The sequence below is a fragment of the Saccharopolyspora sp. 6V genome (assembly GCF_020176785.1).
GTDB lineage: Bacteria > Actinomycetota > Actinomycetes > Mycobacteriales > Pseudonocardiaceae > Saccharopolyspora_C > Saccharopolyspora_C gregorii.
This window is the reverse complement of sequence record NZ_JAIUKB010000019.1, coordinates 86300-113183: the sequence shown is the minus strand read 5'-3', so window position 1 is coordinate 113183 and position 26884 is coordinate 86300. Positions and strand designations below refer to the sequence as shown.

The 26884-nt window shown below is 71.3% G+C and carries 27 protein-coding genes; 16 read left to right on the top strand and 11 right to left on the bottom strand.

What is annotated here, in order from left to right:
* Window positions 1-100: 100 nt before the first annotated feature.
* Window positions 101-703 carry a TetR-like C-terminal domain-containing protein gene (locus LCD35_RS04665; RefSeq protein WP_225043760.1) on the top strand — a complete coding sequence of 201 codons (603 nt, stop codon included), beginning with the start codon at window positions 101-103 and terminating at the stop codon, window positions 701-703.
* A 21-nt stretch (window positions 704-724) separates the two neighbouring features.
* On the opposite strand, the gene LCD35_RS04660 is transcribed toward LCD35_RS04665, so the two are convergent.
* Complete coding sequence (locus LCD35_RS04660; protein ID WP_308016876.1) at window positions 725-1342, bottom strand: helix-turn-helix domain-containing protein; 618 nt, start codon at window positions 1340-1342, stop codon at window positions 725-727.
* Window positions 1343-1442: 100 nt separating this feature from the next.
* On the opposite strand from LCD35_RS04660, the gene LCD35_RS04655 reads away from it, so the two are divergent.
* Together LCD35_RS04655 and LCD35_RS04650 are read left to right on the top strand one after the other, a co-directional pair.
* Entirely contained in the window at window positions 1443-2465 is a 1023-nt protein-coding gene (locus LCD35_RS04655; protein WP_224962989.1) for an NAD(P)-dependent alcohol dehydrogenase, read from the top strand.
* 363 nt (window positions 2466-2828) lie between these two features.
* Complete coding sequence (locus tag LCD35_RS04650; protein ID WP_225043759.1) at window positions 2829-3626, top strand: ion transporter; 798 nt, start codon at window positions 2829-2831, stop codon at window positions 3624-3626.
* Between the two features lie 140 nt (window positions 3627-3766).
* Here the strand turns inward: LCD35_RS04650 and htpG are convergent, their stop codons facing one another.
* Window positions 3767-5662, bottom strand: a complete 1896-nt coding sequence (gene htpG / locus LCD35_RS04645) for a molecular chaperone HtpG (protein WP_225043758.1) — start codon at window positions 5660-5662, stop codon at window positions 3767-3769.
* Between the two features lie 169 nt (window positions 5663-5831).
* Here htpG and LCD35_RS04640 point away from each other — a divergent pair, with 169 nt between their 5' ends.
* Window positions 5832-6473 carry a TetR/AcrR family transcriptional regulator gene (locus tag LCD35_RS04640; RefSeq protein ID WP_224965910.1) on the top strand — a complete coding sequence of 214 codons (642 nt, stop codon included), beginning with the start codon at window positions 5832-5834 and terminating at the stop codon, window positions 6471-6473.
* A 131-nt stretch (window positions 6474-6604) separates the two neighbouring features.
* Window positions 6605-7813, top strand: coding sequence for a cytochrome P450 (locus LCD35_RS04635; RefSeq protein ID WP_225043757.1), 1209 nt, complete (start codon window positions 6605-6607; stop codon window positions 7811-7813).
* Window positions 7814-8006: 193 nt separating this feature from the next.
* Here LCD35_RS04635 and LCD35_RS04630 read toward each other — a convergent pair whose 3' ends face one another.
* The 3 genes from LCD35_RS04630 to LCD35_RS04620 form a co-directional block, all read right to left on the bottom strand.
* The gene (locus LCD35_RS04630; RefSeq protein WP_224977464.1) at window positions 8007-8225 is read right to left on the bottom strand and encodes a DUF397 domain-containing protein; all 219 of its coding nucleotides are present in this window, start codon (window positions 8223-8225) and stop codon (window positions 8007-8009) included.
* A 187-nt stretch (window positions 8226-8412) separates the two neighbouring features.
* Window positions 8413-8607, bottom strand: a complete 195-nt coding sequence (locus LCD35_RS04625) for a DUF397 domain-containing protein (RefSeq protein WP_224977463.1) — start codon at window positions 8605-8607, stop codon at window positions 8413-8415.
* Window positions 8604-9458, bottom strand: coding sequence for a helix-turn-helix transcriptional regulator (locus LCD35_RS04620; protein WP_225043756.1), 855 nt, complete (start codon window positions 9456-9458; stop codon window positions 8604-8606). Before LCD35_RS04620 ends, LCD35_RS04625 begins: the two co-directional genes overlap by 4 nt.
* Window positions 9459-9828: 370 nt before the next feature.
* Between LCD35_RS04620 and LCD35_RS30285 the strand changes: the two genes are divergently transcribed.
* The 3 genes from LCD35_RS30285 to LCD35_RS04605 all read left to right on the top strand — a co-directional run bounded on the left by LCD35_RS30285 (window position 9829) and on the right by LCD35_RS04605 (window position 10970).
* Entirely contained in the window at window positions 9829-10212 is a 384-nt protein-coding gene (locus tag LCD35_RS30285) for a hypothetical protein (protein WP_304621282.1), read from the top strand.
* Window positions 10209-10460, top strand: a complete 252-nt coding sequence (locus LCD35_RS04610) for a hypothetical protein (RefSeq protein WP_225043764.1) — start codon at window positions 10209-10211, stop codon at window positions 10458-10460. The genes LCD35_RS30285 and LCD35_RS04610 overlap by 4 nt, the downstream gene beginning before the upstream one ends.
* A gap of 315 nt (window positions 10461-10775) precedes the next feature.
* Window positions 10776-10970, top strand: a complete 195-nt coding sequence (locus LCD35_RS04605) for a DUF397 domain-containing protein (protein WP_225043755.1) — start codon at window positions 10776-10778, stop codon at window positions 10968-10970.
* A 173-nt stretch (window positions 10971-11143) separates the two neighbouring features.
* Here the strand turns inward: LCD35_RS04605 and LCD35_RS04600 are convergent, their stop codons facing one another.
* A complete protein-coding gene (locus LCD35_RS04600) occupies window positions 11144-12613 on the bottom strand; it encodes a sulfatase-like hydrolase/transferase (RefSeq protein ID WP_224965913.1) in 1470 nt (489 codons plus the stop codon).
* A 38-nt stretch (window positions 12614-12651) separates the two neighbouring features.
* Window positions 12652-13869 carry an ROK family transcriptional regulator gene (locus LCD35_RS04595; protein WP_224955795.1) on the bottom strand — a complete coding sequence of 406 codons (1218 nt, stop codon included), beginning with the start codon at window positions 13867-13869 and terminating at the stop codon, window positions 12652-12654.
* Window positions 13870-14023: 154 nt separating this feature from the next.
* Between LCD35_RS04595 and LCD35_RS04590 the strand changes: the two genes are divergently transcribed.
* From LCD35_RS04590 to LCD35_RS04580, 3 genes are all read left to right on the top strand, one after another.
* Window positions 14024-15376, top strand: a complete 1353-nt coding sequence (locus LCD35_RS04590) for a sugar porter family MFS transporter (RefSeq protein WP_224955796.1) — start codon at window positions 14024-14026, stop codon at window positions 15374-15376.
* 241 nt (window positions 15377-15617) lie between these two features.
* Window positions 15618-16337 (top strand): ABC transporter ATP-binding protein, encoded by a 720-nt coding sequence (locus LCD35_RS04585; RefSeq protein WP_224955797.1) that lies wholly within the window; start codon window positions 15618-15620, stop codon window positions 16335-16337.
* A complete protein-coding gene (locus tag LCD35_RS04580) occupies window positions 16334-18541 on the top strand; it encodes an FtsX-like permease family protein (RefSeq protein WP_225043754.1) in 2208 nt (735 codons plus the stop codon). The genes LCD35_RS04585 and LCD35_RS04580 overlap by 4 nt, the downstream gene beginning before the upstream one ends.
* A gap of 99 nt (window positions 18542-18640) precedes the next feature.
* On the opposite strand, the gene LCD35_RS04575 is transcribed toward LCD35_RS04580, so the two are convergent.
* Complete coding sequence (locus LCD35_RS04575) at window positions 18641-19630, bottom strand: helix-turn-helix domain-containing protein (RefSeq protein ID WP_225043753.1); 990 nt, start codon at window positions 19628-19630, stop codon at window positions 18641-18643.
* 52 nt (window positions 19631-19682) lie between these two features.
* Between LCD35_RS04575 and LCD35_RS04570 the strand changes: the two genes are divergently transcribed.
* Complete coding sequence (locus tag LCD35_RS04570; protein ID WP_225043752.1) at window positions 19683-20075, top strand: cupin domain-containing protein; 393 nt, start codon at window positions 19683-19685, stop codon at window positions 20073-20075.
* Between the two features lie 178 nt (window positions 20076-20253).
* Window positions 20254-21096 (top strand): metal-dependent hydrolase, encoded by an 843-nt coding sequence (locus LCD35_RS04565; RefSeq protein ID WP_225043751.1) that lies wholly within the window; start codon window positions 20254-20256, stop codon window positions 21094-21096.
* A gap of 311 nt (window positions 21097-21407) precedes the next feature.
* Here the strand turns inward: LCD35_RS04565 and LCD35_RS04560 are convergent, their stop codons facing one another.
* Window positions 21408-21614: a hypothetical protein gene (locus LCD35_RS04560; RefSeq protein ID WP_224955802.1), complete on the bottom strand. Its 207-nt coding sequence runs from the start codon at window positions 21612-21614 to the stop codon at window positions 21408-21410.
* 172 nt (window positions 21615-21786) lie between these two features.
* Here LCD35_RS04560 and LCD35_RS04555 point away from each other — a divergent pair, with 172 nt between their 5' ends.
* Window positions 21787-22491, top strand: coding sequence for an NUDIX domain-containing protein (locus LCD35_RS04555; RefSeq protein ID WP_224955803.1), 705 nt, complete (start codon window positions 21787-21789; stop codon window positions 22489-22491).
* Here LCD35_RS04555 and LCD35_RS04550 read toward each other — a convergent pair.
* Window positions 22431-22619 (bottom strand): hypothetical protein, encoded by a 189-nt coding sequence (locus tag LCD35_RS04550; protein ID WP_224955804.1) that lies wholly within the window; start codon window positions 22617-22619, stop codon window positions 22431-22433. The genes LCD35_RS04555 and LCD35_RS04550 overlap by 61 nt on opposite strands.
* A 102-nt stretch (window positions 22620-22721) precedes the next feature.
* Window positions 22722-23435, bottom strand: a complete 714-nt coding sequence (locus LCD35_RS04545; RefSeq protein ID WP_224955805.1) for an NUDIX domain-containing protein — start codon at window positions 23433-23435, stop codon at window positions 22722-22724.
* A 287-nt stretch (window positions 23436-23722) separates the two neighbouring features.
* Between LCD35_RS04545 and LCD35_RS04540 the strand changes: the two genes are divergently transcribed.
* On the top strand, window positions 23723-24616 hold the full coding sequence (locus LCD35_RS04540) for a 5'-methylthioadenosine/S-adenosylhomocysteine nucleosidase (protein WP_224955806.1): 894 nt from the start codon (window positions 23723-23725) through the stop codon (window positions 24614-24616).
* A complete protein-coding gene (locus tag LCD35_RS04535) occupies window positions 24613-26760 on the top strand; it encodes a hypothetical protein (protein ID WP_224965916.1) in 2148 nt (715 codons plus the stop codon). The genes LCD35_RS04540 and LCD35_RS04535 overlap by 4 nt, the downstream gene beginning before the upstream one ends.
* The last annotated feature ends 124 nt before the right edge of the window (window positions 26761-26884 follow it).

Sequence of the window (26884 nt, the reverse complement as noted above, 5' to 3'; positions counted from 1 at the left end):
GAACAGGTCGGCGCCCCAGTGTTCCGCTTCGCAGCTCGCGGCGGGGGACCCCGCCGCGCCCGGGGGGGGGGGGGCCGGGGGCCGGTGGGAGCATGGCCCGGTGCGGGACGTCGTTCGCGGGTCGGGCCGGGTGGAGGCCGCGTTGCGCCACGCGCTGGTCGAGCTCGGTGCCGAATCCGACGTCGACCGGATCACCGTCGCCGCGCTGGCGCGTCGCGCCCGGGTCGGGCGCACCACGTTCTATCGGCGCCACGCGGACATCGGCGCCTACGTGGCGTTGGTCGGCGAGCGGGTGCTCGGCGAGCTGTGCGCCGCGTTCCGCTCGGCGCAGCGGGAGGCGGGCCGGGACGCCGGGCTGTACCCGGTCCTCACGCTGCGGGTCGCGGGGATCCTCGCGGTCGTCGAGGAGCACGCGGAGCTGCTGCCGCTGCTGTGCCGCGGCGCCGCGGGCACCGGGTTCCGGCGCCGCTGCCGCCGGTCGCTGCGCGGCCTGCTCGCCGACGACTTCGCGGTGCTGGGGGCGCGGGTCGACGCCGCGTACTGCCCGCCGGAGTACCTGCTCGCGTTCCTGTCGCACGCGTTCGTCGGCACCGTCGCCACCTGGTTGCGGAACGGGCGGCCGGAACCGGTCGAGGAGATGACGTTCTACCTGACCTCGTTGATGAGCGGCAGCACCGCGGAGTTCCTGGAGTCGCGGGGCTGACCGGACCACGGTGGTTCCGGGTCAGGAGTGCCGGGCGCCGAGGATGGTGGTCATGGCGGCCTCCGCGGACTTCCGGCAGACCACGTCCACGTCGTAGCCCTGCAGGGACAGCACGCCGTCGAGGTAGAAGGTGGCGTAGCCGTGCGCCTGGGTGAGCAGCTGCTCCATCAGCAGCAGGGCCCGCTGCGCCGACGGGGCCGCCGCGAAGCACAGCGCCAGGTATTCGTCGATGAGCTCGCGGGCGGCCCGGCGCAGCTCCGGGAACCGGTCGCCGCTCAGCTCCGCCGCGAACACCACGTGCAGCCCGGCCCGGTGCCGGATCGAGTACCCGGTGTAGGCGGCGGCCGCTTCCGCCCGCCGCCGGTCCGGGTCCTCGTGCGCCGCCGTCGCGGCGACGACCTCCGCGCGCAGCTCGCCGGCCACGGCGAGCGCGACCTCGGCCTGCAGCGCGGCGCGGTCCGGGAAGTGCCGGTAGGGGGCGGCGGAGCTCACCCCGCAGCGGCGGGCGACCTCGGCGACCGAGAACGCGCCGCGTTCCGCGAGGAGTTCGCGAGCGGCGTCGACCAGGGCGGCCCGCAATTCGCCGTGGTGGTAGGCGCGCGGCATAAGGCAGCTCACAACGATGTCGGTTGCGTGCAATGTAAGTAGCCTCTTACTTTAGGGGAACGCATGCGCATACCGCAATGCGGATGATCACCGAACCCTGGAACAGGAGGCCTCAGTGGCTCCCACACCCGCCATGGCCGCGCCGAGTGCCGGTGCACCCCTGGAACGCACCGTGATCGACCGCCGCGACCTGCGCCCGGACGACGTCCTCATCGACATCGCCTACGCGGGCATCTGCCACAGCGACCTGCACCAGGCCGCCGAGGAGTGGGGCAGCGCGATCTTCCCGATGGTTCCCGGGCACGAGATCGCGGGCACCGTCGCCGCCGTCGGCTCCGCCGTCACCGCGCACCGGGTCGGCGACCGCGTCGGCGTCGGCTGCATGGTCGACTCCTGCGGCGAGTGCGAACCCTGCCGCGCGGGCACCGAGCAGTTCTGCGTGCGCGGCAACGTGCAGACCTACAACGGCGTCGGCTTCGACGGCGAGAACACCTACGGCGGCTACAGCAAGCAGGTCGTGGTCAAGGACTCCTTCGTCTGCCGGATCCCCGAGGGCATCGGGCTCGACGTCGCGGCTCCGCTGCTGTGCGCCGGCATCACCACCTACTCGCCGCTGAACCAGTGGCACGCCGGTCCCGGCAAGAAGGTCGCCGTCGTCGGCCTCGGCGGGCTCGGGCACATGGGCGTCAAGATCGCGGCCGCGATGGGCGCCGAGGTGACGGTGCTCAGCCAGAGCCTCAAGAAGAAGGAGGACGGGCTGCGGCTCGGCGCGTCCGACTACCACGCCACCTCGGACGAGGCGACCTTCGACGTCCTCAAGGGACGGTTCGACCTCATCCTCAACACCGTCTCCGCCGAGATCCCGGTCGACGCCTACCTGTCGCTGCTGCGCCCGGGTGGCGCGATGGTCAACGTCGGCGCGCCCGGAACCCCGCTGTCCTACAACGCCTTCTCGCTGATCGCGGGGAACAAGTCGCTGGCCGGATCGATGATCGGCGGCATCCCGGAGACCCAGGAGATGCTGGACTTCTGCGCCGAGCACGGCATCGGTGCCGAGGTCGAGGTCATCGCCGCGGACCAGGTGAACGAGGCGTACGAGCGGGTCCGGGCCAGCGATGTCCGATACCGCTTCGTCATCGACACCGCGACGCTCTGACTGGGTCTGTCTCCTCACTCGTTTTGCTCGGGGGACGGGTGGCGGAACCTCAGCTGCCTTCTCGCTGCGGGATCGTTTTCACAGGTGGCTCCGCCACATGGGAAAACGCTGTCCTCGCGAGAAGGCAGCTGAGAACCCGCGGGTGGTCCGGTTGCGTGCTGGGTCTCCGCTCAGCGGCTTCGCCGCTGACAGGCGAAGGACACGTTTCGCCGGGCAGGTTCCGGGCGCGTTGCGCGGCCCCCGCTCCCGCTGCCGGGAGGGGGGGCCGCGTCACGTTGAGTGATCCCCCGGGCATGGGCCGTGCTCGGCGGGCGCTAAGTTGATCACCGTCCGAAATGGAGTCAGCCCGGCGGGAGTACCACCATGAGCGTGCGCGAGCGCGTCGAGAACGTCGTCGAAGCGCCCCGGTTCCACGCGTTCATCATCGGCGTGATCGTGGTCAACGCGATCACGCTCGGCCTGGAGACGGTGCCGCACCTGCTGGACCGCTACGGAGCACCGCTGCACGCCATCGATCGCACCGCGATGGCCATCTTCGTCGTCGAGCTCCTCGCCCGGCTCTACGTGCACCGCGCCCGGTTCTTCCGCGACCCGTGGAACTGCTTCGACCTGGTGATCGTCGGGGTGGCGCTGGCACCGGCGACTGGGCCGTTCGACGTGCTGCGGGCGCTGCGCGTGCTGCGGGCGCTGCGGCTGATCTCGGTGGTGCCGACGATGCGCCGCGTGGTGTCCGCGCTGCTGGCGGCGCTGCCCGGCATGGCCTCGATCGCCGCGCTGCTCGCGCTGATCCTCTACGTCTCCTCGGTGCTGGCCACCACGCTGTACCGCGACGTCGCCCCCGAGTACTTCGGCGACCTGGGCTCCTCGCTGTTCACCCTGTTCCAGGTGATGACCGGGGAGGCCTGGTCCGACGTGGCCCGCGAAGTGATGGCGGAACGGCCCATCGCGTGGATCTTCTTCGTCGCCTACATCGCCGTCACCACGTTCACCGTGCTCAACCTGTTCATCGCCGTCGCCGTCAGCGCGATGGAGACCCAGGTGGGCCAGGAGGACCGGGAGCGCGCCGCGGACGAGAGCGCCACCACGGCGGCGCTGCTGGCGGAAGTCCAGGCGCTGCGCGGAGAAGTGCGCGAACTCCGCGACGAGTCCGCGAAGGTCTGACCGCCGCGGGCCCCGGGGGGGGGGGGCCCCCCCCCGCGCCGCCCCCGGGGGGGGGGCCCCCCCCCCCCCCGGGGGGGCCCGCCCCCCCCCCGGGGCCCCGGGGGCCGCGGGGCCCCCCCCCCGGGGGGGCGGGCCGGTGCTCAGAGGGTGGTCGCCAGGCGGTTCGCGAGCAGCGAGGTGAACTTCGCCGGGTCGCGGAGCTCACCGCCCTCGGCGAGCAGCGCCATGCCGTAGAGCAGCTGCGCCGTCTCCGCCAGATCGGCCCGCTCGCCGTCCGCGGTGTGCGCGGAGCGCAGCCCGGTCACCAGCGGGTGCGACGGGTTGATCTCCAGGATGCGCTTCACCCGCGGCACCTGCTGGCCCATCGCCCGGTACATCTTCTCCAGCGTCGGCGTCATGTCGTGGTTGTCGCCGACGATGCACGCGGGGGAGCTGCTGAGCCGGGAGGACAGCCGCACCTCCTTGATGTCCTCGGACAGCGCCTCGCCCAGCCAGGACAGGACCCCGGCGAACTCCTCCTGCTGCTGGGAGTCCTCCTCGGTCTTCTCGTCGAGGTCGACCTCGCCCTTGGTGATGGACTGGAAGCGCTTGCCGTCGAACTCCGGCACCGACTCGACCCACATCTCGTCGATCGGGTCGCTCAGCAGCAGCACCTCGACGCCCTTGTCCCGGAACGCCTCGATGTGCGGCGAGTTCTCGATCTTGGTGCGGGAGTTGCCGGTGATGTAGTAGATGACGTCCTGGTCCGCCGGCATCCGCTCCACGTACTGGCGCAGCGTCGTCCGGTCGCTCTCGTGGTGCGTCGACTCGAACGAGGAGATGTCCAGCACCAGCTCCGCGTTGTCCGGGTCGCCGACGATGCCCTCCTTGACGGCCTGCCCGAAGTTGTCCCAGAACGTGGTGTAGCGCTCGGCGTCGTTCGCCTGGATCTCCTGCACCGTGGTGAGGACCTTCTTCACCAGGCGGCGGCGCACCATCTGGATCCGGCGGTCCTGCTGCAGGATCTCGCGGGAGACGTTCAGCGACAGGTCCTGCGCGTCCACGACGCCCTTGACGAACCGCAGGTACTCCGGCATCAGCTCTTCGCAGTCGTCCATGATGAACACGCGCTTGACGTAGAGCTGGGTGCCGCGCTTCTGGTCCCGGGAGAACAGGTCGAACGGCGCGGTCGACGGGATGAACAGCAGCGCCTGGTACTCGAAGGTGCCCTCGGCCCGCAGGTGGATCGTCTCCAGCGGGTCGTTCCAGTCGTGGCTGATGTGCTTGTAGAACTCGTCGTACTCGGCCTGCTCGACCTCGCCCTTGGGGCGGGCCCACAGCGCCTTCATCGAGTTGATCGTCTCGACCTCGGTGGTGGATTCCCCTTCGGCGCCGGGCTTGTCCACCTCCATCCGGATCGGCCACGCGATGAAGTCGGAGTGCTTCTTGATGATCCGCGTCAGGGTCCCGGTGTCGGCGTAGTCGAGCAGCCGGTCCTCCTGGTCCTCCGCCTTGAGGTGCAGCGTGACCGCGGTGCCCTGCGGGGCTTCGTCGACGGTCTCGATGGTGTAGGTGCCCTCACCGCTGGACTCCCAGCGCGTCGCGCTGTCCTCGCCCGCCTTGCGGGTCAGCAGCACGACCTTGTCGGCGACCATGAAGCTGGAGTAGAAGCCGAGGCCGAACTGGCCGATCAGCTCCTGCGCGGCGGCGCCGTCGGAGGTGTCCTTGAGCTCCTGCAGCAGTTCCGCGGTGCCCGACTTCGCGATGGTGCCGATCAGGTCGCGCACCTCGTCCTTGGACATGCCGATGCCGTTGTCGCGGATCGTCAGGGTCCGCTGCTCGCGGTCCGGCTCCACCGAGATGTGCAGGTCCTCGGTGTCGACCTGCAGGTCCTTGTCCTGGTAGGAGGCCAGCCGCAGCTTGTCCAGCGCGTCGGAGGCGTTGGAGATGAGCTCCCGCAGGAACGTGTCCTTGTTCGAGTAGATGGCGTGCACCATCAGCTGCAGCAGTTTTTGCGCCTCGGCCTGGAATTCGGCCGTTTCCACCTGCGTGCTCACGTGAGTTCCTTCCTGGCCGCGTGTCGCGTCCGGCCGTCGAACGAGTGGTACGGGGGTCCGGCCTGCGCGGCCGGTTCGCTGGTCGTGAGGTTACCGGGCCGGTGATCGCGCCGTGCACGTGTTCGCCCTCGTCCCGGCGGGTGCGGGGCGGTCCGGCATGCTGTTGCCCATGTCCGGATCCGCGAACCCGCAGCGGCGCGCGTTGCGCTCCGACGCCCAGCGCAACCACCGGCGGATTCTGGCGGCCGCGCGGGCGGAGCTCGCCGAGCGCGGCCCGGCGATCCGGCTGGAGGACGTGGCCCGGCGCGCCGAGGTGGGGCTCGCCACGCTGTACCGCCGGTTCGCGGGCCGGCGGGAGCTGGTGGCGGCCGTGTTCGACCAGTACTTCACCGAGGAGGTCGAACCGCTGCTCGCCGAGGCCGCGGCCGAACCCGACGCGTGGCTCGGCCTGCGCCGCGGTCTGGAGGAGAGCCTGGAAACGGTGGTGCGCAACGGAGCGCTGCTGAACGCGGTGCACGAAACCGGCGTGACGATGTCCGACGTGCTGCCGAGGTTCCTGGCGACGATGGGGGAGGTGCTGCGGCGCGCTCAGCGCGACGGGCGCGTGCGCGCGGAACTGGGGGAGCGCGACCTCACCGCCGTGGTGGTGATGGTGCTGGCGACCGCGACGACCGGGGTGGCGGAGCGCGCCACCGGCGAATCGTGCGGCTGGCGGCGCTACCTGGCGCTGCTGCTCGACGGCAGCCGGCCGGGGGGAGCGGAACTGCCGTGCCCGCCCTCCGAAGCGTCGTCCGCGGACGCCGGCTGCTGATCCCGCCCCGCCGATCGGGATCGGCCGGGCCCGGCGGTGCGCTCTCAGGAAGTTCACAGGCGGATTAAGTGAGAGTCGACTCTCGGTTAGGTAGCGTGGGTCGGGTTCCCCTTCCGACACCAGGAGCGCCCATGTCCTCTGCGACGGACAGCCCGGCCACCACTCCCGCCCTGCCGCTGCACATGCGGCGCAACGGCTTCGACCCGGTTCCCGACCTCGCCGCGGCCCGCGAGAACGACGGCGTCACCCAGGTCGCCACCCCGTTCGGCGCCCGCGCCTGGCTGGTCACCCGGCACGCGGACGTCCGCGCGCTGCTCGGCGATGCGGAGACCTTCAGCAACGGCTGGCAGCGGCCGAACAGCGAGCTGTCCCCGGAGGAGGCGGCGGAGCTGCGCCGCGGCAACCTGCTGGGCTACGACCCGCCGGAGCACACCCGGCTGCGCAAGATGCTCACCCCCGAGTTCACGGTGCGGCGGATGCGGCGGCTCGAACCGCGCATCGTGGAGATCGTCGACCAGCACCTGGACGCGATGCGCCGGGCCGGTGCCCCGCGCGACCTGGTCACCGACTTCGCGCTGCCGGTGCCCTCGCTGGTGATCTGCGAACTGCTGGGCGTGCCCTACGCGGACCGCGACGAGTTCCAGACCCGCACCGGCACGATCCTGGACACCTCGCTGCCCGAGGACGTGCGGCGGCAGGCCAGCCTCGCGCAGCGGGCGTACATGCGCGAACTCGTCGAACGCGCGCAGGCCGTTCCGGGCGAGGACATGCTCGGCATGCTGGTGCGCGAGCACGGCCACGAGCTGGAGACCCCGGACCTGACCGGCATCGCGAGCCTGCTGCTGCTCGCCGGGCACGAGACGACCTCCAACATGCTGGGCCTGGGCACCCTCGCGCTGCTGCGCCACCCCGACCAGCTGGCGCTGGTGCGCGACGACCCGGAACGGGTGGCGCCCGCGGTGGAGGAGCTGATGCGCTGGCTGAGCATCGTGCACTCCGGCACGCCGCGGGTGACCACCACCGAGGTGGAGATCGCCGGCCAGGTGATCCCCGCCGGGGAGATGGTCGTGTTCGCGCTGCCCGCGGCGAACCGGGACCCGGAACTGGTCGACGATCCCGACGCGCTCGACATCACCCGCAAGCCGACGAACCACATCGGCTTCGGCCACGGCATCCACCACTGCCTCGGCGCGCCGCTGGCCCGGATGGAGATGCGCATCGCGTTCCCCGCGCTGCTGCGGGCGTTCCCGGAGCTCCGCACCGCGATCCCCGACGACGAGATCGAGTTCCGCTCGTACCACTTCGTCTACGGCCTGAAGTCGCTGCCGGTCGCCTGGTGATCCCACGGGTGAACGGCCCGCCGACCCGATACCTCGGGGCGGCCGGGCCGTTCATCCCGCTTGTGCTCGCTGACCAGCGTGCGCGCAGCGTAAGCGCCAGAAAGCTCACGTACGCGCCGTCGAAGGTGGCGCCGTGATGCAGATAAAGAAATCCTCGCCTGCCGGAGCAAGCGAGGATTCACAAGGAAGCTTCCTATTCTGCGTGAGGTAAGCGTCCCGCCTTAACTGCACCGATGAGCGAGACCACGGTGTCGTGACTCAGAGCGAGGGCCGGACCGTGTGGGTCCTTGCTGTCACGGATGCCGTGCCAGGTGTGGTCTTGAGCGCCGAGTTCGATGCAGTTGTTCGCGCCGCCGCTGCTGCGGCTGCTCTTGTGCCAGGTGGCACCGCGTTCGTCCTTGAGCGTCGTCACGTCGCTTCCTCACTCGGCAGTTCACGGATCGCCCTATCGAGCATCTCCAGTGTCTCACGTTGACCGAGTGCAGCGATCCGCAGTCGCTCGGCAACCAGCTGGAGAAGACTTCGACGGTACGTTGTCGTCATTAGTGCATGAGAAACCCCGGAGAACTCACGTCCTCCGGGGTTTCTCCGCGTTGCTGCTAGCTGTCGTACCGACCAGATTTGATCGCTGACAAGAATGCGCGCATCGCGCTTGGCGTGGTTTCCAGTACCGGGGAAGAGCTCCCGAGCTTGCTGTCCCTCACTAGAACACTACTGGGCACCGCAGCGACTTCCACGCAGTTGTTCATCTGGCCGCTGCGGCTCGATTTGCGCCACTTGGGTGGTGTGTTCATGGTCCCGCTCCTTCGCCGTACGCCTCCGCGATGCTACTGAGCAGCTTCTTGGACTCCCGGAGCGGGAGCGCCTGCTTCTGGAGCGCGCTGAAGAGCCGCGACAGCTCGGCGACGTCGCGGAGATCATCGATGACATGACCGCCGAGCGGGGTGTCGCTGAACGCGACGTCACCGTGGGCTGGGTCGGCGAAGCGGAGGACCGTGATCGGTCCTGAAGATGCCACGTGTGCACCGGAGTCGAGGGGCAGTAGCTGGAGCTTGACATTCGGTCGGCCCGCAGCGCTGAGTAGTTGGTCGAGCTGTTCCTTCATCACCTCGCGGGAGCCCACCGTCCGACGCAAGGCTTCCTCTGCGATCACGGTGTGAAGCGTCAACCCTCCGCCAGGTTGCAGCCGTTCTTGCCGCTTGAGTCGCACGTCGATCCCGCGCTGCAGCTCGTCTTCACTCAAAACCAGCCGGCCGACCTCGTGGACCGCCCGCGCGTACTCGGCAGTCTGGAGCAAGCCGGGGATGACGCCGAGCTCGAAGTGGAACGCCTCGCTCGCTTCGGCCTCGAACCCGACGAACGGTTCGAGATAGCCAGGAAGCTTGTAGCTCTGCCACCACCCGCGCTGGTGGCTATCACGTCGGAGCTGCTGGAGCTGATCAGCCATCTCTTCGGAGGCGCCGTAGAGCTTGAGGAGCGCCGCGAGGTCCTGCGCAGAGACCCGCGAGTGGGCTCGCTCCCAGTGGCCGACGGTTGATCGTGAGCGTTCTACGTGCTTTGCGGCCTCGTCGAGAGACAGGCCTGCTGCGTCGCGAAGCTCACGAAGTTTCCGACCGAGATGAACCTGTCGCGCGGTACCTGCCATGACCCCACCTTTGCACGTCACCTTGCGCCGAGAAGCCACCCGTCCGGGCGTATCGACAATCTTACCTGGCAGCCGTTAGCGTCTAACCATCACCAGTTCACGGTTAGACGTTACATCGATGTCGATCGACGATGACGGAGGGTGAGCATCGGATGGTTGCAGCGCAGCAGGCACGCGTACGCGTTGAGACGGAACCGGTTCGGTCCTTGGCGGGTGTGGTGTGCGAGTCGCGCCGGTTGGCGTGGGGTCCTGAGTCAGGGGGTGGTCGGTGATGTGGATGTGGGCTGCGTCGTGGGGTCCGGTGGATACGCGGTGGCACGTGGTGACGCGTCGGGGTGGTGGGGCGTTGCCGTCGGCGTGTGGTGCGTGGGTGTACGGGCCGGTGTTCACGCGTCGGGCGGTGTGCCCGGATGGTGTGGCGGATCGCGAGATCTGCCCGGTGTGCGCGCTGTGGGTGGGTGTGGCGGTGCCGCGTCCGGTGGGCTTGTTCACGTGGGGTGAATCGGTGGTCGATTCACCTGTCGCGGATGTCGCGGGGATCGTGGCGTCGGGGGTGTTGCCGGAGCCGTGGCGGGCCGATGAGGCCTCCGAGGATGGGGACGCGGTGGTGTGGCCGACGGTTGATCCGGATGCACCGGCCCCGGCTCCGATCTCGGTGAACTCGGTCGAGGTGCCGGCGTGGAAGCGGGGCCGGGGTCGGCATCGGTTGCGGGAGCGGCCGGGGTGCCGGGGTACTCGGCAGGCGGCGGCGTGACTGCGCTGGAGCCGGAGCCGGGGCGGCATTACTGGCGTCCGGCGAGTGACGGAATCAGGCACGCGTTCCGGGGGAGGCGCTACAACGGTCAAGCCGAGGACAGGTCGGTGTGCGACGTGTCGGTGGCGCTGGAGCAGGAGATTTCGGAACAGGGCTGGTGCATGGCCCCGACGTGCGGAACGTGCAACGGGATTTTGATTTCGGAGCGTGCGCCGGTGGGAGGCGTGGACATCGACGATGACGAATAGCTCGTCCCCAGAAAGCGTCTCCTGATCCATGCGGGGAGAACTGTGAGCCGTGTGGATGCAGGGGCCTCCTGTCCGCAGCGACCCGAAAACCCCGATTCGGGGTGCGCGCGAGGGAGGAAGCCGGGGGTGTTCCGCGGCCCGAGCAGGAACGCCCCCGGCATGTCGTCGGTTCGTGATCGCGAACCGAGTTCCAGGAAAGATGACGAGACGAGGAGTGCGTGATGCGCGGGGCGTCGGTCGATCCGGTTGTAGGGCCGGATCAGCCGACGAGTTCGGTATCAACGAGGGACGTTGCACTGAACCGGAAGGAGCATCATGAGCACCGAGCCTCGCGGCTGGCGCAAGTCCAGCAGGTCGGCCCAGCAGACCGATTGCGTCGAGGTCGGCCGGGTGGCCGACGGCGCCGCGGTTCGTGACACCAAGGATCGTGCAGCAGGTCATTTAACTGCTACCGGTGCCCAGTGGTCGGCTTTCGTCGGCGCTGTGAAGGCCGGTCGCTTCGACGGCTGACCCGTTCCGCGGCGGGGGGGCCCCCGGGGGGGGGGCCGGGGGGGGGCCCGCCGCGGGGCGGGGGGGGGGGGGCGGGGGGGGGGGGGGGGCGGGGGGGGGGGGGGGCGCGGCCCCGGGGGGGGGGGGGCCGGCGGGGGGGGGCCCCCCGCGCCCCCCCCGCTCCGTTCCGGGTGTCAGAACGAGCTGAGCGTCGGGTCGTAATCGGTCTCGCCGACCGGGTACATGCTCGTCATCCAGTGGTAGAAGTTGTCGCCGCGCTCGCGCAGCAGCTCGTAGAGGCGGCGCAGCATGGCGTTGCGGACCTCGCGGACCTCGGGCTGCTCGTAGCGGTTGTGCAGCTCGTCCGGATCCAGCTCCAGGTCGTAGAGCTCGTTGTGCGATTCCGGGTTCACCACCAGCTTGTAACGGGCGCCGCGCAACATCCGCTGCGGGTACGGGAAGTGGTGGCCGTGGTACTCGGCGACCAGGTCCGGCGCCCACTCCGGGTGCTCGCCGCGCACCAGCGGCAGCAGGCTGCGGCTGTCCACCGCGGGGGACGGGTCCTCCCCGGCGAGCTCCAGGATCGTGGCGGTGAAGTCGGTGAGGCTGACGAACTCGTCCCGCACCTGCGGCCGCTCGCCGGGCACCGACACGATGCCGGGGATGCGGTAGATGTCGTCGTACATCGCCGGTCCCTTGTCGTGCAGCCGGTGCGCCCCGGTGAACTCGCCGTGGTCGGCGGTGAACATGATCGAGGTGCGGTCGCTGAGCCCGAGCTCGTCGAGCGCGCGGCGCAACCGGCCGATCTGCTCGTCGATGAGCGTCACGTAACCCCGGTAGACGGCGATGAGCTTGCGGCTGTCCTCCGGCGACATGGTGTCGAACGCCCAGTGCGCGCTGTAGTTGCGCTGCACCGGGGGCTTGCCCTCGAAGGTCTCCAGCACCGAGCGCGGCAGCTCGATCTCCTCCGGGTCGTACATGTCGTAGTAGGAATCCGGCAGCAGGTACGGCAGGTGCGGGCCGAAGTAGTGCGTCGCCAAGAAGAACGGTGTGTCCGAAGTGGACTCGTCGGCGGCGAACCGGTGCAGCATCTCGATGGTGCGGGTCGTCAGGTAGTGCTCGAAGGTCGCCTCCACCGGCTGCTGCAACCGGGCCGCCAGCAGGTTGCCGGGGTTCCCGTTCGGCGCCGTCCCGCGCACCTCGTCCCGGATCGAGTACGGCGGCAGGCCGTGCTCCTCCAGGTACGCCAGGTAATCCGGGTGGTCGACGGGGTTGTGCCAGCCCGGCAGGTCCGGGCCTTGGAACCCGTAGTCGGCGGCGTTGCGCCGCACCCCGCCGTGCCACTTGCCGAGCAGCCCCAGGTTGTAGCCGCGCTCGGCGAGCCGCTCGGCGAAGGTGAACTGGTCCGGCGCCAGGTCCTCCAGGTAGCCGACGTTGCGCTCGTAGTTCGCCAGCAGCTTGTGCCGGAACGGGGCGTACCCGGTGAGCAGGCTCGCGCGGGCGGGCGTGCAGATCGCGGTGGGGGTGAAGCAGTTGTCGAAGCGGGTGCCGCCCGCGGCGAGCGCGTCCAGGTTCGGGGTGCGCACGGCGTCCGGGTCGCCGTAGCAGCCCAGCGTGTCGATCCGGTGCTGGTCGGTCATCAGGAAGAGCATGTTGCGCGGCACGGAGATCTCCTCGGCGGGAAGCGTCGGGCGGGGTCGGGTCAGCGGCCGGATTCGGCGTCCGGCGCGGCGGCCTGCTCGGGGTGCCGCGGCAGCGGATAGCGGGCCAGCAGCGGAGATTCGTGCAGCGCGAGCGCCAGTCCGCCCAGCGCCCCGCCCCACGGCGCGGTGCCCGCGGTGCCGAACTCGACGCCGCAGCGCAGCGACCGCATCGCGCGCCGGGCGAACGACTCGCGCAGCGGGCGCAGGAACGGCTCGCCCAGTTCGGCGAGTTCGCCGCCGAGCACCACCCGGCCCGCGTTGACCGCCGTGCACATCGCCGCCAGCGCCGTCCCGGCGTGCTCCCCGGCCGCGCGGACCGCCTCGGCCTCGGCGCCGTCGCGGGCCAGCGCGTCCCGCACAACCGCCCAGCGGCGGTGCCCGGTCGCGCGCAGCACCGCGGGTACCGAGGCGTAGCGCTCCAGGCAGCCGTGTCCGCCGCACCAGCACTTCGGCCCGGTGTCGTCGACGCACAGGTGCCCGAGTTCGGCGGCGACCCCGCCGGTGCCGCGGACCAGCTGCCCGCCGATGATCAGGCCGCCGCCGGTGCCGTGCGAGAAGTGCGCGTAGAGCAGGTCGGAGGCCCCGGCCGCGGCGCCCCAGGTGGCTTCGGCGAGCGCGGTGAGCCGGGTGTTGTTGTCCACGCCCACCGGTACCCCGAACGCGCGGGCCAGGCGGTCGGCGATCAGCTCCCGCCCGCGGAGCCGGTCCGGTTCGTCCAGCCCGGCGGCGGGCGCGAGCACCAGCTCGCCGGGCCCGGTGGAGCCGACGCCGATCCCGGCGAGCGTGCCCAGCGTGATCCCGTGGTGCTCGGCGGCCTCCCGCACGGCGCGCTCGGCCAGCGCCAGCCGGTCCGCGGCGCCGCGCGCCGAGCCGTAGGACAGGTCGGCGCGGGCCTGCACGCGGTGCGCGGCGTCGGCCAGCACCAGCCGGATCCGGTTGCGCCCCAGTTCGAGACCGAGGTACTGGCCCGCGCCCGGGTTGAGCGTGAGCCCGCGGGTGGGGCGGCCCCGGCGGTGCGACGGCGGGAGTTCGGTCTCCACGACGACCCCGCGCCGGATCAGGTCGCCGAGGATCGCCGACAGCGTCGTGCGGGACAGCCCGCTGCGCTCGGCGACCGCGGCCCGGCTCAGCTCGCCGTGCCTGCGCAGGCAACCGAGCACGCGTTCGGCGTTGCCCTGGCGCAGCCGGTGCAGCGCGGTCGGGGCGGGGTCGGTCATGGCCGCAGCGTAACCCGGCATTGCTCCATTTACGAACGGGCTTCGTCAAAAACCTGTCCACATTCTGACCGAGCATTGACGCAAATGGGGTCCGGTGCCACTCTCCATCGCACTGATCGGCCCGGAACACCGTGATGCCACTGGAGAACCGCACATGTCCCAATCCCGTTCGCCGAGCTCCTCCGCCGCGGCGCGCTCGGTGTTCTTCTTCGGTTCCTTCGGCGGCATCCTCGCCGGGTACGACCAGGGCATCGCGGCCGGTTCGCTGCTGTTCATCTCGCCCGCGCTGGGGCTCACCCCGTGGACGAAGGGGCTGGTGGTGAGCTCGCTGATGCTCGGCGCGATCTTCGGCAGCCTGGTGGCGGGCTCGCTGGCGGAACGCTGGGGGCGGCGGCCGATCCTGCAGCTGGGCGCGGCCGTGTTCGGGCTGTCCGCGATCGGCATGGCGCTCGCCCCGTCGGTGGCGGTGCTCGTCGCGGCCCGGGTGCTCGGCGGGCTCGCCGTCGGCATCGCCTCGGTGGTGGTGCCCACCTACCTGTCCGAGCTGGCGCCGACGCGCAACCGCGGCGGCATCGCCACCCTCAACCAGCTGATGATCGCCATCGGGATCTTCGTCGCCTACGTGACGAGCTTGGCGCTGTCGCCGTGGGGCGCGTGGCGGTGGATGCTGGGCATCGCGCTGGTGCCGTCGTTGCTGCTGCTGTTCGGGGTGTCCCGCTCGCCGGAGACGCCGCGCTGGCTCGTCGCCCACGGCCGGACGGAGGAGGCGCGGCGGGTGCTGCGCGCGCAGCTCGGCGAGGACGAGGCGGCGGCGGTGCTCGCCGACATCCGCCGCACCAGGGACGCCGAACCGGAGCAGGACCGGGCCCGCTGGCGCGAACTGCTCACCCCCGCGCTGCGCAGGCCGCTGCTGGTGGCCGTCGGACTGGCGCTGCTGCAGCAGTTCATCGGGATCAACACCATCGTCTACTACGCGCCGACGATCCTGCGCGCCGCCGGTTTCGGCGACAGCGCCGCGCTGCTCAACAGCGTCGGGCTCGGCGCGCTGTCCATCATCACCACGCTGATCACGGCGCGGGTGGTGGACGCGGTGGGGCGCAAGAAGCTGCTCATGATCGGCGGCACCGCGATGCTGCTGAGCATGTCGGTGCTCGCGGTGCTGTTCGGCGGGGACCTGCTCGCCGGGACGGCCGGGGCGACCGGGGCCGTGCTGTGCCTGGCGGTGTTCAAGGTGGCGTTCTCGCTGAGCTGGGGGCCGCTGATGTGGGTGCTGCTGCCGGAGCAGTTCCCGCTGCGGGTGCGCACCCTCGGCGTCGGCGTCGGGTCGTTCGTGAACTGGACGGGGAACCTGCTGGTGTCCCAGTTCTTCCCGGTGCTGCTCGTGTTCGGGGCGGGCGCGGTGTTCGGCATCTTCGCCGGTTTCGCCGTGCTGGCGCTGGTGTTCACGTTCTTCTGCGTGCGGGAGACCTCGCGGCGCAGCCTCGAAGACCTCGAACTGGCGGGGTAGCGCGGGGAACCCGTGCCCGGAGCCGGAAAGCGCGTCCCGGGCACGACCGGCGTTCTCCCGGGCGCCGCCGGGACCGGTCGGCGAGAACCCGGCCGCAACGGCATGCCTGGCCTGTCGGACCAGGAGCTCCGGCCGATCAGCCGACCTCGCACGGCCTGTCGGATGAGGCGGCTTCCCCTCGCGCGCTGCGAACGTTCCTCCCGGGCGCCGCACGGCGCATCGGGACCGAGGGGAACGACACATGCAGCAGGGGCAGATGCCGGCGGGCGGGACGGTGCTGGCGGGCCGCGGCCTGGCCAAGCAGTACGGCGAGCACTGGGCGCTGGGCGGGGCGGACATCGAGGTGCGGGCCGGTGAGGTGCTGGCGATCGTGGGCCCGTCCGGCTCCGGCAAGACCACGATGCTGCACGTGCTCGCCGGGATCCTGCGCCCGGACCGGGGGGAGGTCGTCTTCGGCGGGCGCCGCGTCGACCAGCTCTCCGAGACCAAGCGCAGCGAGCTGCGGCGGCACGAGTTCGGCTTCGTGTTCCAGCAGGGCATGCTCGTCGGCGAGCTGACCGCCGAGGAGAACGTGGCGCTGCCGCTGCTGCTCGGCGGCACCGACCGGCGCCGGGCCATCGGCACCGCCCGCGAATGGCTGGCCGAGCTGGGCCTGAGCGGTATGGAGGCACGACTGCCCGGCCAGCTCTCCGGTGGCCAGGCGCAGCGGGTGGCGATCGCGCGGGCGATGGCGCACGAACCGAAGGTGATCTTCGCGGACGAGCCGACCGGCGCACTGGACACCCGCACCGGCGAGGCGACGATGCGCGCGCTCGCCGACAGCGCGACCCGTTCCGGTGCCGCCGTCGTCGTGGTCACCCACGACCGCGAACTGGCCGCTCGGTGCAGCCGGGTGGTGGAGATCCGCGACGGCCTCATCGCGCACGACGTCGCGGCGCGCGGCGGGGCGGTGGCGCGGTGAACCCCCTGCAGCTGGCCGTGCGGGTGCTGCGGCACGACTCCCGCACCCGCACCTCGGCGATCCTGACCGCCGCCGGCGTGATGGTGGCGACCGCGCTGGTGCTGATCCTCACCGCGCTGCCGCACGCCGCGCAGGCGCGCACCGACCGCTCCTCCTGGCAGGAGGGCCACCAGGGCGTCTCCGAGACGGGCGGGGTGGAACTGGCCTCCCAGGACTACGTGCGCGGCGAGATGATCAGCCGGCTGGACGTCTCCGGCGCCGCCGGCGGCGGGAAGGCCCCGGAATTCCCGGCTCCCGGCGAGGCGCTGCTGTCCCCGGCGCTCGCCGAGAAGGCGGCCGCGCTGCCGGACGGCGAACTGGCCGACCGCTTCCCGCAGCGCATCGCGGGCACGATCGACCCGCGGCTGCTGCGCTACCCGGAACAGCTCGTCGCCGTCGTCGGGCACCCGCGAGGCGCACTGGACGAGGCCGCCGCCGTCGCGAACCCGTACTCCTCGGTGACGATCCAGGCGGAGTCCGAGGACCTGCTGCTGCAACCGATGGCGTTGTTCGGCCTGTTCGTACTGGCGGCTCCCAGCCTCGTGCTGGTCGCCTCGGCCTCGCGGCTGACCGCGGCGCGCCGGGAACGCAGGATGGCGTCGTTGCGGATGGCGGGTGCGACCCCGTCCCAGGTGGTCTCGACGGTGGCCGCGGAGACCGGGCTCGCCGCGGTGGTCGGCACCGCGGCGGGAGTGCTGCTGACCTGGCCGCTGCGGTACCTCATCGCGATGATCCCCTGGGGGAACGGCACCTGGTTCGTCGACGACATCACCCCGTCGATCTGGGCGGTCCTGGGCGTGGCGATCGGCGTTCCGGCGCTCGTGGTGGCCTCGTCCGTGCTGGGCGCCGGCCGGGTCGTGCGCGCGCCGCTGAGCGCGGCCACCGAGCAGCAGCGCGGCAGGCCCAAGGCGTGGCGGCTGCTGATCATCGCGGTGGTCGCGGCGCTGTTCGTGCTCGGCATGGTGAAGTACGACGACGGTGCGGGATTCCTGGTCCTCGTGCTGCCGATCGCCGCGGTGGCGTGGTCGTTCTCCCTGGTCGGACCGTGGATCACCGCCACCACCGGCCGGCTGTTCGCCCGGGTGTGGCGCGGTCCTTCGGTGCTGCTGGCGGGCAGGCGGCTGGTCAGCGACCCGAAGAGCGCCTACCGGTCGTCGTCCGGCATGGTGCTCGCGGTGTTCATCGGATCGATGGCGCTGACGGCGTTGCCCGCGATGACCGGCGGGCCGAATTCGATGGGCAGCTGGGACGAGCGGGGCGTGCTCCTCGCGGACGTGCCCAGCAGCCGCGCACCCGAACTGCGCCAACGCCTCGCCGACGAACTGGCGGCGCGGGGCGTGCGGGCCACCGTCGCCGGCTACGAGCAGGTTCTGATCGGCGGGGCCGGCGACTCGTCCGCCTTCGGCCTGGTCATCGACTGCCGCGCTGCTCGGGAGGTGACTCCCTTCCGGCCCTCGTGCGAGGGGCCGCCCGCCGTCCACGTGCCGGACGGGCAGCCGACCTCGGAACTCACCGTCACCCCGAGCACGGGTGGCGCCGACCGGCCCTCCGCCACGCCGGTGCCGCCCGGAACTCCGGTCGTCTCCGAACCGGACCTGGACACCGTGCTCGTCGACCCGCGCGCGATGCCCGCGGTGGAAGGCTCGGAGCAGACCACGTTGTCCGTGCTCCCGCCCACCGGGGCGGACCGGATCGAGGTGCGCACCGCCATGGCGCGCACGATCCCCGGTGCGGACATCGAATCGATCGAGTCGCGCAGCGTCGCCGGGGACGTCCAGACCGGGGACCTGCACCGGATCACCGTGATCGGGTTGTCGATCGCGTCGGTGCTCGCGGCGGGCAGCGCGGCGATCACCGCCGCGGGGTCGGTCATCGATCGGCGCCGCACGCTGGGGGCGCTGATCGCCGCCGGTACGCAGAGCCGGGTGCTGGTCCGCGCCCTGCACGTCGAGGCGGCGCTCCCGGCGCTGGTCGCGGCGGGGATCGCGACCGCGGGAGGCACCGGCGTCAGCCTCGGATTGCTGAACGTGCTGGACCAGAGCACCACGCTGACGCCGGCGATCCTGGCGCCGATCGTGCTCGGCCTGCTGGTCGCGGCGCTGGCGGCGTCGGCCAGCGGGCTGATGCTGCGCAAGATCAGCGCGGAGCCGCTGGCCGACGAGTAGCGGTGCACGGCGGCGGGCGCCCGGTGCGTCCGCCGCCGCGTGATCCCTCGTCAGAACACTGCTCGGCGCCGCATTCCCCGGCGCTGAGCGCACTTCGCGTCATCCTCGCTCCGGCACCGGCTCCGGAGGTGTCGCGCCGAAGCGGCGGCGGTAGGCCGACGGGGTGAGGCCGGTGTGCTCGCGGAAGCGGGCGCGGAGGTTGGCGGAGGTGCCGAACCCGCTGGCCGCGGCGACCCGGTCCAGGCCGAGCTCGCCGCGTTCGACGAGGCGGCGGGCCAGCGCGATCCACTCGGTGGTGAGCCAGGCGAGCGGGGTCGTGCCGAGCTCGGCGCGGAACCGCCGGTGCAGCGTCGCCGGACTCGTCGCGAGCCGCGCGGCCAGGTCCGCCACGGTCAGCGGCCGGTCCAGGCGCGCGCGGGCCCAGTCCAGCGCGGGCGCCAGCGAGGTGTCCGCGACGTCCGGCACCGGCCGCTCCACGAACTGCCGCTGACCGCCGTCGCGGTGGCCGGTGAACACCAGCCGCCTGCTCACCGCGTTCGCGACCTCGGCGCCGTGATCCCGGTTGATCAGGTGCAGCCCCAGGTCCAGCGCCGCCGCGCTGCCCGCCGCGGTGAGCACCGCGCCGTCGTCGACGTAGAGCACGTCCGGTTCCAGGCGCACCGCGGGGAAGCGGCGGGTGAACTCCGCGGCCCAGCGCCAGTGCGTGGTGGCCCGCCGACCGTCCAGCACGCCCGCCTCGGCCAGGGTGAAGGCCCCGGTGCAGAAGCTCACCAACCGCGCACCGCGCCGGGCCGCCCGGGCGACCAGGTCCAGCACCTCGGGATCGGCGGGCACCTCCGGGTCGGGCCGGTTGGGCACGATCAGCGTGTCCGCCGCGTCCGCGACCTCGGGCCCGGCGACGTCGGAGAGCGTGAACATGCCCAGGTGCATCCGCACCCGCGGCCGCACCGCGCACACCGCGAAGTCGTACCAGCGGCGGTCCAATTCGGGGCGGCGCAGGCCGAACAGCTCGGTCGCCACGCCCATCTCGAACGGGTTCGAGCCTTCATCGACCAGCACCACGACCCGGTGCGAGGATCCTTGCGACATGTGCGATTCCTAGCACTCGTGGTGCGGCCGGGTCGAGCCGAGGATGGCGGTCATGACCACGAACCCGATCGACCTCGCGACCGCGCTGGACGGATTCGACGCCGCGTGGAGCCCGCGGATCATCGCCTACCTCAATGACTACGACGTCCGGCTCGCCCGCTTCCACGGCGAGCACGTGTGGCACGTGCACCTGGAGACCGACGAGTTCTTCCTGGTGCTGGACGGGGAGATCGCCATCGCGCTGCGCGAGGAAGCGGGCGAGCGGACGGTGACCTTGCCGCGCGGCTCGGTGTTCGTGGTGCCGCGCGGGACGTTCCACAAGCCGTCGTCGGCGCGCGGTGCGGCGGTGCTGCTGGTGGAGCCCACCGGAACTCTCTCGGTCGGGGACGAGCACGACGAGGTGCCCGCGCACGTGGACGTCACCACCGGGCACCCGGTGCGGTAACCCGCGTCCGCTCGGGTGATGTCGACCGGTCCCGGCACCACCGTTTCCAAGATCATGTTCAATGTCCGTTGGGCCGCAACGGAAATCGGCGGTCCGGTGATCCGGCGCTGCGCCGTCCGGCCGAGCGCCGCGTTCGTCCGTTCGGCCGCGGCGCCTCGACCGAGGGAGCGGACGGGGCATGGAAGCGGGCGGCCACGCGTGCACGGGAGCGTTGGCGGGGGCGGTGTCGAGCAGCACGGTGGGCGCGCTCACCGGCGCGGACCTCGGAGTCGCGGGCACCGCGCTGGGGGCGCTGCTGGGCGCGGGCGCGGCGCTGCTGCCCGACCTGGACGCCGACGGCGCCACCGCCTACCGCAGCGGTGGGCGGGTGACGGCGCTGGTGGGCGAGTTCTTCCAGCTCCTGGCGCGCACCACCTACGGCCGGACGCGACTCCCGCACGACCCGCCCGGCGACGGGGAGCACCGCGGTCTCGTGCACACCCCCGTCTTCGCGGCGGGGCTGGGACTGCTGGTCGCGTTGGGCGCGCTGCTGACGCCGTGGGTGACGGGCGTCGCGATGGTCCTGGTGCTGGCGCCCGGGATCAGCGCCCTGTCCCGGTCCGGGCCGAAGTGGGTGCGCCGCAGGCTGTGCACCGACCAGGACGCGGTGGCGCTGATCGCCGCGGTCGCGATCAGCTGGTCGCTGGCGGCGGCGGGTGCGATGGCCGAACTCGGCTGGTTCGCCGGGCTGTCCATCACGATGGGGATGCTGGTGCACTCGGTGGGGGATTCGGCGACGCGCAGCGGGATCTGCTGGACGTTCCCGATCCGCCGCCGCTGCGCCAAGTGCAGCCGCAAGCGGGCCGCGCGGTGCTCGGGGGCCCGCTGGCGGCGCGGTCACGTGCTGCCGAAGTCGATGCGCTGGAGCGTCGGATCGAAGCAGGGCAAGCGGATCGAGCGCACCATCGAGCTGGTCTGCCTGGTCCTGGTCGCGGTGCTGCTGGTGCCGGACGCGGCCGAGTTCGCCCGCACCCTCGGCTGAGCCTCGCGGTTCCCGTTGCGGTGGAGGGGTTTCGGCTACCACCGGACGTTCGCGGACGGCTGGGCGACCGGGATGGCTGGGCGACCGGGATGGCTGGGCGACCGGGATGGCTGGGCGACCGGGATGGCTGGGCGACCGGGGGCGGCTGGGCGTCTGGGGATGGCTGGGCGTTCGCGGATGGCTGGGTGTCCGGGGGACGCGGCCCCGGCGCGCACTCCCGCCGGTGCGCGGCCGGGACCGCTCGCCGACGGCGGAACCCCCGTTCCCCCTCCGCCGCCGGCGGCTTCATCCCGCTGCGATCGCGGGTCGTCTCACAGCATTCGGGCCGCGAGCCAGACGGTGATCACGCCGGTGAGCGCCAGGACCGGCGCGCTCATCGAGGACGGGTCCGACCAGCAGCTCTCGATCACGGCAGCGGAGATCGTGGCCGCCCACACGAGCGGACCAGACCGGGTCCGCCTGCGGCGGCGCCTGCCGACCGGCAGCGGAGCCGTTCGGTGCGCGGAAGTCGTGGCCATCATGGAAGAACCTCCTGTCGAACGCCGTAAACTGCTCGCTGATGCCTCATGGGTAGTCCCACGTTCCCGCCCGCTCTACGTCAGAAGTCACGTTCGGCGGATTTCCCAGGCCGACCGGCTGAGCCGGTGCGGTCCGGGGCCCGGGACTCCGGACGCCGCGTAGGGTCCGGTCATGGCTCGTGTTCCTCGCCCGCGGCGGACGGTCTCGGTGACCGCGGATCTGGTGATCTTGACCATCCGCTCCGGCCGGTCGTGCGTGTTGCTGGTGGAACGTGCGGGGGAGCCGTTCGCGGGACGGCTCGCGCTGCCGGGCGGATTCCTGCGCGGCGACGAGAGCCTGGAGCAGACGGCGTCCCGGGAGTTGCGGGAGGAGACCGGGCTGGTCGCGGAATCCCTGCCGCTGGAGCAGATCGGCACCTATTCGGCGCCGGACCGGGATCCGCGCGACCCCCGCGTGATCACCTGTGCGTTCCTGGCGATCGCCCCTGATCTGCCGCTGCCGGAGGCGGGATCGGACGCCCGGGCGGCGAGCTGGGTGCCCGTGTCGGAGGCCCGGTCGGCGGAGCTCGCGTTCGACCACTCGCGGATCCTGCGCGACGCGGTCGACGTGGCCCGGCAGAAGCTCCGGTTCACCACGGTGGCCACCGCGTTCTGCGACGCGGAGTTCACCATCGGCGAGCTGCGCGAGGTCTACGAGGCGGTGTGGGAGGTCGAGCTGGACCGCCCCAACTTCCACCGCAAGGTCACCGATGCGGAGGGGTTCGTCGTGCCGACGGGGGAGCGGCGGGCCGCGTCGAACGGGCGCCCGGCGGCGCTCTACCGGCCGGGTCCCGCGGAAGAACTGGTGCCGCCCATGATGCCGCCGCGCAGGAGTTGATCGCCGCCGTCCGCCGCGGCGGAGTGGTCCGGCGAGTGGACGATGAGCGTGCCGCTGAGCAGCGCGCCGCTGAGGAAGGCGATGACGACGGCGTGCACCGCGAGCCGGAACGAGCAGTGGATCTGCATCTCGAACCCCTTGTTGTCAAAGTGACTATAAGTGCGTCGGTGATGACGTTAGGGCTGTTCCGCAGTTGATGTCAATGCGACAACAAGGGGACGGGTGGGGCGTCAGTCCTCGCGCCCGGGTCGCAGCATCGCCGGGTGCAGCAGCGAAGCGCCGCCGGAGCGGTACAGCGCGGCCGGACGTCCGCCATCCCGGGTGGTGCGTTCCCCGGTGGGGACGAGGAAATCCGGTACGCCGGTGAGCTTGCGGTGGAAGTTCCGGGCGTCCAGGCGGGTGTCCCACACGATCTCGTAGATCCGCCGCAGGTCGGTCATGGTGAACTCGGAGGAGCAGAACGACGCCGCGAGCGTGGTGTACTCCAGCTTGCCGCGAGCCCGCTCCACCGCGTCGGCGATGATCCGTGCGTGGTCGAAGGCGACTCGCGTCTCGCCCGCCAGCACGTCGCGCGCCGGCGTCCAGGTGGCGGCGCGCGCATCGCCGCCCGCGGTGGGCTCGGGCAGGTCGGCGACGAATGCCAGGTAGCACACGGTGATCACCCGCCGCCGCGGGTCGCGGTCCGGCGTGCCGTAGGTGCGGAGCTGCTCCAGGTGCAGGCCCTGCGGGTGCAGGCCGGTCTCCTCGGTGAGCTCCCGCGCCGCGGCGTCATCGACGTCCTCGGTGTCGTCGAACAGGAATCCGCCGGGTAGTGCGAGCATTCCGCGGTACGGGTCCTCGCCCCGCTCCACGAGCATGATCCGCAGCGCGCCGTCGCGGACGGTCAGGATCGCGAGGTCGACGGCCAGCGCGACTTCGGGGATCGTCCAATCGTCGTCGGACACGGTGGGCACCCCCGGTCATGATCGGTCGGCTCGGACGTCTGTCCACTAGGTACACCGTACTCGTGCTGGTAGCGGCGCCGCCGATGCGCAACAGTTATCGTCATGTTGACTATAAGACTCCGGATGGGCTAGCGTCCCTCGCGCCGCGGCACCAGCACATCGCCGCGGATCCCGCTTCCCGGCCCCGGAAACGCATTCGCGACCACCGCCCCGGGAAGCGCTCTCCGCTGAGCACCTGAGCGCCAGAGCACGACCAGCAACCCTGATCGAAGCGATGGAGCAACACGATGATCGTCATCTTGACGGCGTTGGACGTCGAGTACACCGCGGTCCGCGCACACCTCACCGGTCGCTCGAAGCATTGGAGCGGCAAGGGAACCCTGTTCGAAGTGGGAGAGCTGACCTCCCGGCCCGGCCGGGAGGTGGCGATCGCCAAACTGGGCCAGGGCACGATCAACGCAGGCGTGCTCACCGAACGCGCCATCGACGAGTTCCGCCCGGACGCGCTGCTGTTCGTCGGCGTCGCCGGGGCGCTCCGCGACTGGCTGAACCTCGGCGACGTGGTGGTCGCCAACCGGGTCTACGGCTACCACGGCGGAAAGAGCGAAGACGGAGGGTTCCGCACCCGACCCCGGGCTTGGGACATCCCGCACCGCATCGAGCAGGCCGTGCACCAGGTGTCCCTGTCCGACGACTGGTGCGCCGGGCTCACCGCCGACGGCGGCGTCCCCGCCGTCCACAGCGCCCCGATCGCCGCAGGTGACGTGGTGCTGAATTCGCGGACCTCCGAGTACGCGGAACGGCTCCGCGAGACCTACAACGACGCGATCGCCGTGGAGATGGAGGGTGCCGGATTCGCCCTCGCCGGGCACATCAACGACAACGCGCAACTCGCGGTCGTGCGCGCCATCAGCGATCGCGCCGACGGGAAGAAGGAGTCCGTCGACGGCGAAGGTTGGCAGGCCACCGCTGCCCGCAACGCGGCCGCCTACGCCGCAGCGCTCTGCGCGGCGCTGGAGGAGCGGGGTGGGCGACGGCGTGGCAGGCGCCCCGGCCCGGATTCGGGGCCTCCGCCGCTAGGCGGCCCGGTCGTGCAGGGCAACGCCCAGGTGGGAGAAGTGGCGACCTTCAGCACCGGTTCGCGCACCATCAACATGGGTGGCCGCGGGGGGAACTCGTGAACGTTCCTCCCTGGGTCGATCTGAGCTCCGAATGGCCAAGCGTCCACGTTGGAGGTGAAGCGGAAGTCGGTCAAGCCGTCGGCGTGCACATCGGCGAAACGGCGATCCACCGCGACGGGACGTACCACATCAACCGCGGCGATCCGCCGGAGCGCAAGGAAGAAGTGGCGCTCCACCACCTGGAAGGAGGTACTCCGCGCCCAGCGGAGAAACTGCTCCGCGAGATTCTCGAAGCAGGGCACGGGAACACGCGCCGCTCCTACCTCTACGCGCTCGCGCTGTTCAGCGAACGCGCGCTCACCGAAGTCGACGCTGCCGTACTGGATGAGTTCGACGTGGCCCGGAAAGTGGCGGAACGATGTCCGCGGGACGAGTGGCGCGACGCACTGGACGTGGTGGACGAGCTCTTCCGCCGGGCATGGGAGCAGAATCCGCACGGCCCGGCCGAATCGGTGGGCTTCGCGCCGGTGGACACCGGTTACGACGCGTTGCCCGCGATCATACGGGGCCAGATCACCAGGCACCTGAAGTTGATCCTCGACGGTGTCACGGCGACCCGCCTCGCATCGGCGGAGACCGACCGAGTCCTGGGCGAGCGGATGGCCCCGGACCGCAAGGGGAGGGCGTGGAAGTTCTTCGAACCCGACCCGGCACGACCACGCGCGTTCGTTCCGGCCCGTACCGTGGTCGGTACTCCGGTGTGGACGCGGTCGGGACTCGGAGTCCTCAGCGGGCTGCTCGGCCTGTACACCTCGTTCGCGTACTGGGAAAGCCTCGCCATGTGGTGCGGTCTGGCTCTGGTGGTCGGCGGTGGGCTCCTCGCCTGTCGTCACGAGTTCACCCGCCGAGTGTTGGATAAGGAGCGGCAACGCGCCGAGCGGGAGCACGACGATCAGGTTCCGGACGAGGCCCCGCCTTCCCCCGGGCATTGGGTGCGGACCGATTTCGTCGCGGCCGTCCACGAACGCGTCGCAGCGGGCTTCCGAGCCGTCCGCCCGCACATCGCGGGACAGTGGAAGGCGCAGACCCGCGGTGTCCGCCGCACTCTGACCATCCGCCTCGCGGCGCTGTACGGAAACGCCGGTGTGGAACCGGAATCGCTGGACTGGCTGATCCGCTGGCACGGCTATCGATGCGCTGAGCGTTGGCGGGCCGGCGCGCTCTTCGGGCATCGCACGGAACTGCTTCCCACCCGGCGCACCGTCCTGCTCTTGCGATCGGGCATCGCGCTCGCGGCCACCGGCGCGGTGGTGATGATGACATCGGGAGCGGTGCTGCCCGCGCTGCTGCTCGTCGGCAGCGGATACCTCGGGCTCGTGCACGGTGTCGAACTGGCCGCCGCTCGCCGGGACGACCTGCGCAGGACCGCGGCTGATGCTGCGTTGCACGACGAAGAGCTGAAGGCCTTCGCGGAGTGGACCTCGATGCTCGCGGACCGTCCGTCAGACGAGGAGATGGGGCGATGGCTGAACCTGGACAAGCGTTACCTGATCACGGCGGCGACCCGGCACGGCAGGTTGGCCGGAAATGATCTCATGGATCAGTTCGTGACCTTGGAGAAGGCGCCGCGAGCGCGCCAGGCGCTCGTTCCGGGCGGGCCGCCGCGCTACTCCGAATACGTGGTCAAGGTCTTCCTGCTCACGCACAACGGGGTTCGAGTCGTCGAGTCCGAGCTGAACTTCCTCAACGGGGCACGCAGGAACGAGCAGCGCTCGTCGTTCCGCTACGAAGCACTGGCCTCCGCCGGCATCACCGAGGTGGGGGTGCGCGTCGCCAACGACAGGTACGCGCTGCGGAACGAGAACAGGCCCGATTCGTTGGAGATCGTGCGGTTGCGCAGCCGGACTCTGCGACTGGTGCTGTTCAACGGACCGGACATCACGGTCATCACGAACAAGTTCGACCGCCTCCGCGATGTGACCAGCGAGGAGGAAGCCCATCTGCGAGACCGCGAGCTCGACGCGGCCGGGATCCCCACCGCGCTGCGCACGCTGGAAGCGGTGGCGTCCGAAGGGGGACGCTGGATGCAGCGGGAGCACGAGCGCAGGCGGCGGTTGCGTCGTGATCGGCCTGCGCGGGAAGGCCGGGTGCTGGATACCGTCGCTGCTGATCGTTCCGGGCGGACCACGGGTTCGCCGCGCTGACGGGCTTTCGCCGGTGCGCGGCCCGTCGGGATCGGCCGCGCACCGCGGTCTGTGATGGCTGGCACGGTTGGTTCCGGTGGTGCGGAGCATGTGATCTGCTGGAGCCGCGCTCGAAGGAGCCGCA

Coding starts and splice junctions, on each gene's coding strand:
- LCD35_RS04655 (WP_224962989.1), top strand. CDS start 1,443: ATGGCCGCGCCGAGTGCCGGTGCACCCCTGGAACGCACCGTGATCGAC.
- LCD35_RS04650 (WP_225043759.1), top strand. CDS start 2,829: ATGAGCGTGCGCGAGCGCGTCGAGAACGTCGTCGAAGCGCCCCGGTTC.
- LCD35_RS04640 (WP_224965910.1), top strand. CDS start 5,832: ATGTCCGGATCCGCGAACCCGCAGCGGCGCGCGTTGCGCTCCGACGCC.
- LCD35_RS04635 (WP_225043757.1), top strand. CDS start 6,605: ATGTCCTCTGCGACGGACAGCCCGGCCACCACTCCCGCCCTGCCGCTG.
- LCD35_RS04625 (WP_224977463.1), bottom strand. CDS start 8,607: ATGAACACACCACCCAAGTGGCGCAAATCGAGCCGCAGCGGCCAGATG.
- LCD35_RS04620 (WP_225043756.1), bottom strand. CDS start 9,458: ATGGCAGGTACCGCGCGACAGGTTCATCTCGGTCGGAAACTTCGTGAG.
- LCD35_RS04605 (WP_225043755.1), top strand. CDS start 10,776: ATGAGCACCGAGCCTCGCGGCTGGCGCAAGTCCAGCAGGTCGGCCCAG.
- LCD35_RS04595 (WP_224955795.1), bottom strand. CDS start 13,869: ATGACCGACCCCGCCCCGACCGCGCTGCACCGGCTGCGCCAGGGCAAC.
- LCD35_RS04590 (WP_224955796.1), top strand. CDS start 14,024: ATGTCCCAATCCCGTTCGCCGAGCTCCTCCGCCGCGGCGCGCTCGGTG.
- LCD35_RS04585 (WP_224955797.1), top strand. CDS start 15,618: ATGCAGCAGGGGCAGATGCCGGCGGGCGGGACGGTGCTGGCGGGCCGC.
- LCD35_RS04575 (WP_225043753.1), bottom strand. CDS start 19,630: ATGTCGCAAGGATCCTCGCACCGGGTCGTGGTGCTGGTCGATGAAGGC.
- LCD35_RS04570 (WP_225043752.1), top strand. CDS start 19,683: ATGACCACGAACCCGATCGACCTCGCGACCGCGCTGGACGGATTCGAC.
- LCD35_RS04565 (WP_225043751.1), top strand. CDS start 20,254: ATGGAAGCGGGCGGCCACGCGTGCACGGGAGCGTTGGCGGGGGCGGTG.
- LCD35_RS04560 (WP_224955802.1), bottom strand. CDS start 21,614: ATGGCCACGACTTCCGCGCACCGAACGGCTCCGCTGCCGGTCGGCAGG.
- LCD35_RS04555 (WP_224955803.1), top strand. CDS start 21,787: ATGGCTCGTGTTCCTCGCCCGCGGCGGACGGTCTCGGTGACCGCGGAT.
- LCD35_RS04550 (WP_224955804.1), bottom strand. CDS start 22,619: ATGCAGATCCACTGCTCGTTCCGGCTCGCGGTGCACGCCGTCGTCATC.
- LCD35_RS04540 (WP_224955806.1), top strand. CDS start 23,723: ATGATCGTCATCTTGACGGCGTTGGACGTCGAGTACACCGCGGTCCGC.